Source organism: Lysobacter enzymogenes, from assembly GCF_017168095.1.
GTDB lineage: Bacteria > Pseudomonadota > Gammaproteobacteria > Xanthomonadales > Xanthomonadaceae > Lysobacter > Lysobacter enzymogenes_D.
On sequence record NZ_LXSD01000481.1, the window covers coordinates 1 to 9,284 of the forward strand.

At 67.9% G+C, this 9,284-nt stretch carries 7 protein-coding genes; 5 read left to right on the plus strand and 2 right to left on the minus strand.

Annotated features, from left to right (window positions below; genetic code table 11):
- Window positions 1–181: 181 nt before the first annotated feature.
- A complete protein-coding gene (gene rnpA / locus A7A76_RS20040; protein WP_206412957.1) occupies window positions 182–616 on the minus strand; it encodes a ribonuclease P protein component in 435 nt (144 codons plus the stop codon).
- Window positions 617–708: 92 nt separating this feature from the next.
- Entirely contained in the window at window positions 709–849 is a 141-nt protein-coding gene (gene rpmH / locus A7A76_RS20045; RefSeq protein ID WP_027083663.1) for a 50S ribosomal protein L34, read from the minus strand.
- 314 nt (window positions 850–1,163) lie between these two features.
- Here rpmH and dnaA point away from each other — a divergent pair, with 314 nt between their 5' ends.
- From dnaA to gyrB, 5 genes are all read left to right on the plus strand, one after another.
- Window positions 1,164–2,516, plus strand: a complete 1,353-nt coding sequence (dnaA, locus tag A7A76_RS20050) for a chromosomal replication initiator protein DnaA (protein ID WP_241201070.1) — start codon at window positions 1,164–1,166, stop codon at window positions 2,514–2,516.
- A 751-nt stretch (window positions 2,517–3,267) separates the two neighbouring features.
- On the plus strand, window positions 3,268–4,368 hold the full coding sequence (dnaN, locus tag A7A76_RS20055) for a DNA polymerase III subunit beta (RefSeq protein ID WP_074871283.1): 1,101 nt from the start codon (window positions 3,268–3,270) through the stop codon (window positions 4,366–4,368).
- A gap of 359 nt (window positions 4,369–4,727) precedes the next feature.
- Window positions 4,728–5,828: a DNA replication/repair protein RecF gene (recF, locus tag A7A76_RS20060; RefSeq protein WP_206412963.1), complete on the plus strand. Its 1,101-nt coding sequence runs from the start codon at window positions 4,728–4,730 to the stop codon at window positions 5,826–5,828.
- Window positions 5,829–5,968: 140 nt separating this feature from the next.
- Complete coding sequence (locus A7A76_RS20065) at window positions 5,969–6,622, plus strand: DUF5694 domain-containing protein (protein ID WP_241201071.1); 654 nt, start codon at window positions 5,969–5,971, stop codon at window positions 6,620–6,622.
- A gap of 147 nt (window positions 6,623–6,769) precedes the next feature.
- Window positions 6,770–9,202, plus strand: coding sequence for a DNA topoisomerase (ATP-hydrolyzing) subunit B (gene gyrB, locus A7A76_RS20070; protein WP_206412961.1), 2,433 nt, complete (start codon window positions 6,770–6,772; stop codon window positions 9,200–9,202).
- The last annotated feature ends 82 nt before the right edge of the window (window positions 9,203–9,284 follow it).

Consider the following 9,284-nt stretch of genomic DNA (forward strand, 5'->3'; position numbering starts at 1 on the left):
CGCCGGGCTGCGCGGCCAGGCCGGCGGCGCTGGGCACGGTGCTCGCCGGCGCGACCGCGCTCGGCGGCAGAGCCGGCGGCGCCGACTTCTCCTTGCCCCATTCCATCCACAGCAGGGTCGCCACCATCAGCCAGGCGAGGATCAGGAAAGCACGGGTCTGGTTCATGGGCAGCAGGCAGGCTCAGCCGGGACCGGGGTCCGGCAGGGGGTGAGAAGGGGAAGCGGCCGGCATTGTGCCGGTGGCCGCAGTCTCGGGCAATGCGAGGGCGCTACGCGCGCCGGCGCGCTTGAGCAGACCCTCGAACGCGGCGCGCAGTTCCGGGCCGGACAGCTTCGACGCGCCAGGGCGCGCGACCAACACATAATCGCCCGGCGCGAGCTCGGCGCGCAGGTGGCGGAAGGCATCGCGCAGGATGCGCTTGATGCGGTTGCGGCCGACCGCGTTCGGATCGACCTTGCGCGAGACCGCCAGCCCCAGCCGCGCCGGGAGGTCCGGGTCGGCCTGGAAATGCAAAGCGAGCACGGGCAGCGCCACGCGCCGTCCATGCTTGAAGATGCGGTCGAAATCGGAACGCGCGCGTACCCGCGCGGTGCGCGGGAAGCGGGACGAAGTCATTGCAGGCGGTCGGCCGCGCGGCGCCGGATCGTTCCGAAGGGGCCGCAAACGGCCGGGAACGACAGCGGCGCCGACAAGGCGGCCGGCAACGCTTAGGCGGTCAGGCGCTTGCGGCCCTTGGCGCGGCGACGGGCGAGGATCTTGCGGCCGTCGGCGGTCGCCATGCGGGCACGGAAACCGTGGTCGCGCTTGCGCTTGAGGTTGCTGGGCTGGTAGGTGCGCTTGGTGGCCATGACAGGCTCGCAAAGGTAACGACGAAAGTGGACCGCCGATTCTAGCGGCGCACCCAAGGCAGGGTCAAGCCCTTGTCCCGATTGGGATTGCCGATGCGCGACGCACGCCACCGAAGCGCCTGGGGGCAGCCTGTGCACGAGCTGTGCATGAACCTGTGGATTAGTCCTGTTCCGAACCCGACCGCGGTGGTAGTCTGACCGACCCCCCGGCTTCCTGCGTCGCGATGTCCGCATCGTGCGTTGGGCCGCTTTCGTCCGTCGCCGGCGCCGCCGTCGCGATCGACCGCACCACGCATAAAGAAGACACGCTACAGATGGAAGCCTGGCCCCGCTGCCTCGAACGCCTCGAAGCCGAATTTCCGGTCGAGGACGTGCATACCTGGTTGAAGCCGCTGCAGGCCGCGCAGCGCGACAGCAAGACCGTGCTCTACGCGCCCAACGCGTTCGTCGTCGAGCATGTGCGCGAGCGCTATCTGGCGCGCATCCGCGAGCTGTTGTCGTATTTCGCCGGCAGCGAGGACGTCAGCCTGGAAGTGGGTTCGCTGCCGCGTTCGCCGGCCAGCACCCAGCCGTTGCCGCTGGAGACCACCACCAGCGCGGTGCGCCAGACCCCGGCCGCGGTGACCGCGCCGGTCGAGCCGTTCCAGGGCAATCTCGATACGCATTACACCTTCGACAACTTCGTCGAAGGCCGCAGCAACCAGCTCGGCCGCGCCGCCGCGTGGCAGGCCGCGCAAAAGCCCGGCGAACGCGCGCACAACCCGCTGCTGCTGTACGGCGGCACCGGCCTGGGCAAGACCCATCTGATGTTCGCCGCCGGCAACGCCATGCGCGACGCCAATCCGGCGATGCGGGTGATGTACCTGCGTTCGGAACAGTTCTTCAGCGCGATGATGAAGGCGCTGCAGGACAAGACCATGGATGCGTTCAAGCGCCAGTTCCAGCGCGTCGACGCGCTGCTGATCGACGACATCCAGTTCTTCGCCGGCAAGGACCGCACCCAGGAAGAGTTCTTCCACACCTTCAACGCGCTGTTCGACGGCAAGCAGCAGATCATCCTGACCTGCGACCGCTATCCGCGCGAGGTCGAAGGCCTGGAGCCGCGGCTGAAGTCGCGCCTGGCCTGGGGCCTGTCGGTGGCGATCGAGCCGCCGGACTTCGAGACCCGCGCCCAGATCGTGATCTCCAAGGCCAAGGAGCGCGGCGCCGCGATCCCGGAGGAAGTCGCCTTCCTGCTGGCCAAGAAGATGCGCTCGAACGTGCGCGACCTGGAAGGCGCGCTCAACACCCTGACCGCGCGCGCCAACTTCACCGGCCGCGCGATCACCGCCGAGTTCGCCCAGGAAACCCTGCGCGACCTGCTGCGCGCCCAGCAGCAGGCGATCGGCATCCCCAACATCCAAAAGACCGTGGCAGACTACTACGGCCTCCAGATCAAGGACTTGTTGTCCAAGCGGCGCACGCGTTCGCTCGCCCGTCCGCGCCAGGTGGCCATGGCGCTGACCAAGGAACTGACCGAACACTCGCTGCCTGAGATCGGCGATGCCTTCGCCGGTCGCGACCACACGACCGTCCTGCATGCCTGCCGTCAGATCCGCACCCTGATGGAAACCGACGGCAAGCTGCGGGAAGACTGGGACAAGCTGATCCGCAAGCTCAGCGAGTGATCCGCAGCGCCCGTTCCGCGGGCGCCGGCCTCGGCCTGGGATGCGCGGCAGCGCCGACGGCGCGATCCCGACATCGCGCTGGCGGCTGCGTCGCGCGGCCCGCGCCCAGCTGGCGCCGCCTTCCGGCCCCGAGCCGGCGAACCGGCCGCGAATTCTCGCCAGGCGAACGGGCCAGCGGCTCGTTCGCGTAGGGCGGCTCCTGCCGGCATCCACGACGACGAGCGCAACGCAGGGCACGGCCGTCCGGTCGCCGCGCTGCCGTCCGCGCTCATCCGTAGAGATCGCAGGACCGCGGCTGCAGGGCCGGGCGGTGTTTCGGCGTTGGCGGTGTCGCGCGGTCCGGGCGGAGCCGGCTTATCCACAGCATGCGCAATGCGCGGCGGCGGAATTCGCAGGTTCGGCTCCAGGTTCGGTGTCGCTACCGGCGGTTGGGGTCCAAAACGGACGCCGCGCCGCCGGTGGACACAAGGTAGTCGCTAAGTTGCTGATACGAAAGGCATAAGTTCGGGGACTAGACTCGTACAAGCTGTGGATAAAGTGGCGGCCGCGACCACGCGCCGAGGTTATCCACAGGATCTACCGGCCCTCCAGGGCCAGTTCTACCCGCTTTTGAAGTACCGAAAAACGCTTGTAGATCAAAAACTTAAGTCGGTTTTCAACCGTTTTTCGCCGCTCCACCGCCACTAAGATTTTGATTTATACATCTCTTTTGTAATTGGGCTTGCGCCCACCGACCGGCCAAGGGGTCCGCATGCGTTTCAGCCTGCAACGCGAAGTTTTTCTCAAGCCGTTGGCCCAAGTGGTCAATGTCGTCGAACGCCGGCAGACGTTGCCGGTCCTCGCCAACCTGCTGGTGCAGGTGAAAGACGGCCAGTTGTCGCTGACCGGCACCGACCTGGAAGTCGAAATGATTTCCCGCGTCAACGTCGACGACGCGAAGGACGGCGAAACCACGATTCCGGCGCGCAAGCTGTTCGAAATCGTGCGCGCCCTGCCCGACGGCAGTAAGGTCACCGTGAGCCAGGCGGCCGAGAAGATCACCGTGCAGGCCGGGCGTTCGCGCTTCACCCTGTCGAGCCTGCCGGCCAACGACTTCCCGTCGATCGACGAGGTCGAAGCGACCGAGCGCGTACGCGTGCCGGAAGCCGCGCTCAAGGAGCTGATCGAACGCACCGCGTTCGCGATGGCCCAGCAGGACGTGCGCTATTACCTCAACGGCCTGTTGTTCGACCTGCGCGAAAACAGCCTGCGTTGCGTCGCCACCGACGGCCACCGCCTGGCGCTGTGCGAGGCGCCGTTCGAAGGCGGCGCGCAGACCAAGCGCCAGATCATCGTGCCGCGCAAGGGCGTGCAGGAACTGCAGCGCCTGCTCGAAGGCGGCGATCGCGAGGTCGAGCTGGAAATGGGCCGCGGCCACATCCGCATCAAGCGCGACGATGTGACCTTCACCAGCAAGCTCATCGACGGCCGTTTCCCCGATTACGAGGCGGTGATTCCGATCGGCGCCGACAAGGAAGTGCGGATCGAGCGCGAGATCCTGCGCGCCTCGCTGCAGCGCGCGGCGATCTTGTCGAACGAGAAGTACCGCGGCGTGCGCATCGAAGTGTCGCCGGGCCAGCTCAAGATCAGCGCGCACAACCCGGAGCAGGAAGAGGCGCAGGAAGAGGTCGAAGCCGACACCAAGGTCGACGACCTGGCCGTGGGCTTCAACGTCAACTACCTGCTCGACGCCCTGACCGCGCTGCGCGACGAGCACGTCGTGCTGGCGCTGCGCGACGCCAACTCGTCGGCGCTGGTGCGCGAGGCCTCGAACGAGCGCTGCCGCCATGTGGTGATGCCGCTGCGGCTCTGATCCACGCCGCAACGCTCGCGTTCCACGTGGAACAAAAACACGCCCGGCCGATGCCGGGCGTGTTCGTTTTCGGGGCCGAAGCGCTTTCTGTTGCGGCGGATGGTTCCTGAGCGCCCTGTAGGAGCGGCGCAAGCCGCGACCAACCGAAGAGATTCACTTCCACGCGGTTGCCGAAGTGATTGATCTGCAAGCGAAAGCTCCAGTTCTGGTCGTTCTCTGGCTTCGGTAGCACCGCTGGCGTACACCGCTTCGGCTTGTCGCGGCTCGCGCCGCTCCTACAGGTAGCCCACACGGCTCCGCCGAGGCCTCGCCCTCCGCCCGCCCGCCCCGCTCCCGACCCAATCTGCGATCATTTCCCCATGCACGTAACCCGCCTGGACGCCCGCGGCCTGCGCCGCTTCGCCGACGTGAGCCTGTTGCCGGCGCCCGGGATCAACCTGATCACGGGCGAGAACGGCGCGGGCAAGACCAGCCTGCTCGAAGCGCTGCACCTGATGGCTTACGGCCGCAGCTTCCGCGGCCGGGTCCGCGACGGACTGATCCGCGCCGGCGATCCGGCGCTGGAAGTGTTCGTCGAATGGCAGGAAGCCCGTCGCGACCAGCGTCGCAAGGCCGGGTTGCGCCATAGCGGCCAGGAATGGGCCGGGCGGCTCGATGGCGCCTCGGTGTCCCAGCTCGGCGAGCTTTGCGCCGCATTGGCGGTGGTGAGTTTCGAGCCTGGCAGCCACGCCCTGATCACCGGGCCCGGCGAAATCCGCCGGCGCTACCTCGATTGGGGTTTGTTCCACGTGGAACCAGACTTCACTCCGCTGTGGCGGCGCTATACCCGCGCACTCAAGCAGCGCAATGCCCTGCTCAAGGCGCGGGCCCGCGACGGGCAGCTCGATGCCTGGGATCGCGAACTGTCCGAGGCCGGCGAGCCGCTGAGCCGGCGGCGCCAGCAGTACCTGGACGAACTCCAGCCCCGTTTCGCCGCTTTCGCGGCCGAACTGGCTCCGGGTTTGGGCGCGATTCGCCTGGATTACGTCCCCGGCTGGCGCCGCGACGAGTTTCCGCTGGCCGATGCCCTGCTCCTGGCGCGCGAACGCGACCAGCAGCAAGGCTTCACCTCGGTGGGCCCGCATCGCGCCGACTGGCGCATCGGCTACGGGTCGATTCCCGGGCGCGAAGCCTTGTCGCGCGGGCAGGCCAAGCTGGTCGCCCTGGTCGCGCTGCTGGCCCAGGCCGAACAGCACGCCCAGGTGCAGGGCGAATGGCCGGTGATCGCGCTGGACGATCTGGCCTCCGAGCTGGACCGGCGGCATCAGCGCCGTGTCCTGGAGCGGCTGATCGCCAGCCGGGCCCAGGTTTTCATCACCGGCACCGAGCCGCCCGTGGCGCTGGCCGATATGCAGGTGGAAGTCGCCAGGTTCCACGTGGAACATGGGACATTGCGGCCGAGTGATTCACGTTCGCCGTGAAACCTGGGCCGTCGGCGACGTGAAACACCCCTGAGCCGGCCTAACAGCATGTTCCACGTGGAACACGCCGCTCAAGCGGTCTTTAAACCCCGGAAAGCCGCTGAGCATCCTTCAGCGGCGAACCACTCAGGGACGACCGCTTGAAACCCACGCTCTCCGCGCTGTTCGGCTTATGCCTCGCGGCCCTGGCCGCGCCCGCCCCCGCCCAGGCCTCCCCGAATCAGGCCGCTCCCAGCCAGGTCGACCTCGCCGCCGTCGGCCAAGGTTTCGCCGGCCCCCGCACCCAGGTCGCCGTACTCGGCAGCACCCATTTGAGCGGCCTGCCCAAGGACTACGACCTCAAGGCCCTGGAACCGCTGCTGGAGCGCCTGGCCGCGTTCAAGCCCGACCTGATCGCCATCAAGGCCGTGTCCGGCGAGGGCTGCGACCATCTGAGCCGCTACCACGAGCTGTTCGACGGCGAGCAGGCCTATCTCGACCGCGGCGACCTGCTCGGCCTGTACCGCTTCCTCAACGCGCCGCAAACCCAGCAGGCCGCGATCGCCGCGGACTTCGGCGGCAACCTGCGCGAGCGCTCGTCCGAGCGCTACGGCCGCCAGTACGTGGCCTGGTGGGAGGCGCGCAACCTGCGCATGGCCGCGAACCTGCGCGAGGCCTTCGGCAACCGGCCCGGCATCCGCGTGCTCGACATCGTCGGGTCTTCGCACAAGCCCTACCTGGACGCCTATTTGCGCCAGATGCACGACCTCGAGGTGCTCGACGTGCAGGCGCTGCTGGCGCCTGGGACGCGCTGAGAGGCCATCGCCGGACGCGGGGCTGGGGACCCAGGGGCCAGGGGGCGCGAGGTGCTATAATTTCCTCTGGATTCCAATAGCTAATGTCTGGCCGGGCCCCGCACCTCCGACCCGGCCCAGCCAGCCTTTGCAGCCGACCCGAAGCGAATGACCGACGAAACCGTTCCGACTCCGCCCTCGACCACGTACGACTCCAGCAAGATCACCGTGCTGCGCGGCCTGGAAGCCGTGCGCAAGCGGCCCGGCATGTACATCGGCGACGTCCACGACGGCACCGGTCTGCACCACATGGTGTTCGAAGTCGTCGACAACGCGATCGACGAAGCGCTCGCCGGCCACGCCGACGATGTCGTCGTCACCCTGCACACCGACGGCTCGGTGTCGGTCTACGACAACGGCCGCGGCATTCCGGTGGACATCCACAAGGAAGAAGGCGTTTCCGCGGCCGAGGTGATCCTCACCGTGCTGCACGCCGGCGGCAAGTTCGACGACAACAGCTACAAGGTCTCCGGCGGCCTGCACGGCGTCGGCGTGTCGGTGGTCAACGCGCTGTCCTCGCGCCTGTGGCTGGACATCTGGCGCGACGGCCACCACTACCAGCAGGAATACGCGCTCGGCGAGCCGGTGTATCCGCTCAAGCAGCTGGAAGCCTCGGACAAGCGCGGCACTACGCTGCGGTTCCTGCCGGCGGCGGAAATCTTCACCGACATCGAGTTCCACTACGACATCCTCGCGCGCCGTTTGCGCGAACTGTCGTTCCTCAACTCGGGCGTCAAGATCACCCTCACCGACGAGCGCGGCGAAGGCCGGCGCGACGTGTTCCAGTACGAAGGCGGCATCCGTTCCTTCGTCGAGCACCTCGCGCAGGTCAAGACGCCGCTGCATCCGCACGTGATCTCGGTGTCGGGCGAGCAGAACGGCATCACCGTGGAAGTGGCGTTGCAGTGGACCGACGCCTACCAGGAAACGATGTTCTGCTTCACCAACAACATTCCGCAGAAGGACGGCGGCACCCACCTGATCGGTTTCCGCGCCGCGCTGACGCGCACGCTGACCAACTACATCGAGCAGAGCGGCATCGCCAAGCAGGCGAAGGTCGCGCTGTCGGGCGACGACATGCGCGAAGGCATGATCGCGGTGCTGTCGGTGAAGGTGCCGGACCCGAGCTTCTCCTCGCAGACCAAGGAAAAGCTGGTCAGCTCGGAAGTGCGTCCGGTGGTGGAAAGCACCTTCGGCGCGCGGCTCGAGGAGTTCCTGCAGGAGCATCCGAACGAAGCGCGCGCGATCACCGGCAAGATCATCGACGCCGCGCGCGCGCGCGAAGCCGCGCGCAAGGCGCGCGACCTGACCCGCCGCAAGGGCGCGCTCGACATCGCCGGCCTGCCCGGCAAGCTCGCCGACTGCCAGGAGAAAGACCCGGCGCTGAGCGAACTGTTCATCGTCGAGGGCGACTCCGCGGGCGGCTCGGCCAAGCAGGGCCGCAACCGCAAGACCCAGGCGATCCTGCCGCTCAAGGGCAAGATCCTCAACGTCGAGCGCGCGCGCTTCGACCGCATGCTCGGCAGCGCCGAAGTCGGCACGCTGATCACCGCGCTGGGCACCGGCATCGGCAAGGACGAGTACAACCCGGACAAGCTGCGCTACCACCGCATCATCCTGATGACCGACGCCGACGTCGACGGCTCGCACATCCGCACCCTGCTGCTGACCTTCTTCTACCGGCAGATGCCGGAGCTGATCGAGCGCGGCCACATCTACATCGGCCTGCCGCCGCTGTACAAGATCAAGCAGGGCAAGAACGAGATCTACCTCAAGGACGACGCGGCGCTCGACGCGTACCTGGCCGGCAACGCGGTCGAAGGCGCGGGCCTGATCCCGGCCGACGGCGAGCCGCCGATCGAGGGCGCTTCGCTGGAGAAGCTGCTGCTGGCCTACGCCGCGGCCAAGGAAACCATCGCCCGCAGCGCGCACCGTTACGACCCGAACGTGCTCACCGCGCTGATCGATTTCACCCCGCTCGACAGCGAGCACCTGCTCAACCGGCCGGTGGATTTCGCCGAGCTGGAAAAGCGCCTCAACGAATCCGGCCTGGGCCGGCCGCGTTACGCGCTGTCGCTGCATGCGGCCAACGAATCGCGCCAGGCCGCGCTGCTGGTCAAGCGCACCCACATGGGCCAGGAGCTGACCCAGGTGCTGCCGCTGGCCGCGTTCGAAGGCGGCGAGCTGCGCGCGCTGCGCGAGGCGGCGGCGATGCTGCACGGGCTGGTGCGCGACGGCGCGCAGATCGTGCGCGGCAACCGCGCCCAGGCGATCTCCAGCTTCGCCCAGGCCCAGGCCTGGCTGATGGAAGAAGCCAAGAAGGGCCGCCAGATCCAGCGCTTCAAGGGCCTGGGCGAGATGAATCCCGAGCAGCTGTGGGACACCACGGTCAATCCGGAAACCCGCCGCCTGCTGCAGGTGCGCATCGAGGACGCGGTCGCCGCCGACCAGATCTTCAGCACGCTGATGGGCGATGTGGTCGAACCGCGGCGCGAGTTCATCGAGGACAACGCGCTCAAGGTGGCCAATCTCGACGTCTGAGCCGACGCCGGACGCTTCGCGCGCCGGCATCGCGCCGGCCGCTTCCTCGCTCGCGGGCGCCGCGGCCGCCGCCACCGCGGCC